Source organism: Thermogutta sp., from assembly GCF_014359955.1.
Taxonomy (GTDB): domain Bacteria; phylum Planctomycetota; class Planctomycetia; order Pirellulales; family Thermoguttaceae; genus Thermogutta.
This window is the reverse complement of the sequence record NZ_JACIYL010000964.1, coordinates 1-1474: the sequence shown is the minus strand read 5'-3', so window position 1 is coordinate 1474 and position 1474 is coordinate 1. Positions and strand designations below refer to the sequence as shown.

The 1474-nt window shown below is 58.8% G+C and carries 2 protein-coding genes; both read right to left on the bottom strand.

Annotation, left to right across the window (positions count from 1 at the left end; genetic code table 11):
* The coding region (locus tag H5U08_RS18605) for an HD domain-containing protein (protein WP_297036589.1) at positions 1–928 on the bottom strand (928 nt) is incomplete at its 3' end.
* A gap of 236 nt (positions 929–1164) precedes the next feature.
* Positions 1165–1474: hypothetical protein (locus H5U08_RS18600; protein WP_297036587.1), on the bottom strand; the 310-nt coding region annotated here is incomplete at its 5' end.

Genomic DNA, 1474 nt, shown 5'->3' with positions numbered 1-1474 from the left:
TGGCGAGAATTTGGTAATACATGTAGAACTTGGCATCCAGGTCGTCTGCATAGTGGACGATGAGGGCTTCCGGCGTCATGGGCGGTTTGGGGGATCCCCATTCAGGCAGTCGCTGATGGGCAATGATCAGATGTTCCAGGCGAAGCTGAATTTCCGGGCAAAGCGGAACACGGCTGGCGAATTCACGGACGATGTCCCGGCCGAGTAAGAGGTGTCCCAAAAGGGCCCCCTCTTCCGAATACTCTGTGGTAGTTGTGGAGAAACGTAACTCGCGCAGCTTGCCAATGTCGTGAAGAACTCCCCCCGCAATGACCAGATCGCGGTCGAGGGGAGGACGCAAATCGGGATAGAGCTGACTGTATTTATCGGCGAGAAAGACGCACGTTCGGGCCACCGAAAGGGTGTGCTCCAGCCAACCCCCCACGTAGGCGTGATGGTGCGTCCGTGCAGCCGGGAGAGTCAGCAGCGCTTCGCGAAATTCTTGCAGGATGGTTGTGACAAACGTTCGCAGGCTTTCGCTGGCGATTTCTTCCCGCACAAGATCAAGCAGCTCCCGGTAAAGCTGTTCAGGAGGGTAGCGTGATTGGGGGAGACACATGAGCGGGTCAAAGCCGTCCTGGCGGTCCTGGTCGACAACCTCTCGAATCCGACGGATTTCGAGCTGCGGGCCGAAGCGTGTGTCGCGGCGGACGGCCCGTAGCTTGTAAAACACACCCACCGCCCACTCGTCTCGGCATACGGCGGCCAGGGGAGAATCACACCAGATAGGAAAAGTGAACTCCATGGTGGCATCGCGGAAGGTGACCATCCAGTATGGTTTGCCATCGCGGGTGGTGGACTCTTCTTTTCGGCTGAGGAGGGCGAACGTGTCGCATTCCTGATCGCAGGGTAATTCACTGAGAGTTCGCAAGGGAACCTTGGTGGCCATCGTTCGTGCTGTCGATCGAAAAAGAATTCGTCCGATAGATGGATGACGTGAACAACAAGGATGAAGCGGCTGGCGCATCGGCCCCACTTCGGTCAAAACAGCATCCCGCGAACGAGTTGCAGCGAATTGTAACAGGGATCGCCGGGCTTTGCCAGTTGGAGAGAAAACCCCGGTGTGGGGAACACCGGGGTCGCGGTCAGTCATTTTCCTCACCGGTTTGGCGGGAAACAGGCAATCTACGGTTCGATCAGGTAGGCCTGGCCCTCGATATTGACGAGAACCGGCTCGTCGAAGACGACGTACGGGGCGATCTGGCGTCCGTATTTCCGCAGCAGTTCGAAGTATTCGTCGCTAAGTTGCTTGATGCGTCGCGGGGATTTCTGCTGTTCAGGAGTGAGCGTGCTGTCGATCCACTGACCCTGACGGCGATAGAAGACTCGAGTGCCCACGTACCGCACCGTCTGTCCGGCGGTTGCCTGGGCGATTTCTCGGTCGGCGTCGCGGAGCGGGGCTGGTGCCCCGGCCGCCAGGCCGGGCTGGCCTGGT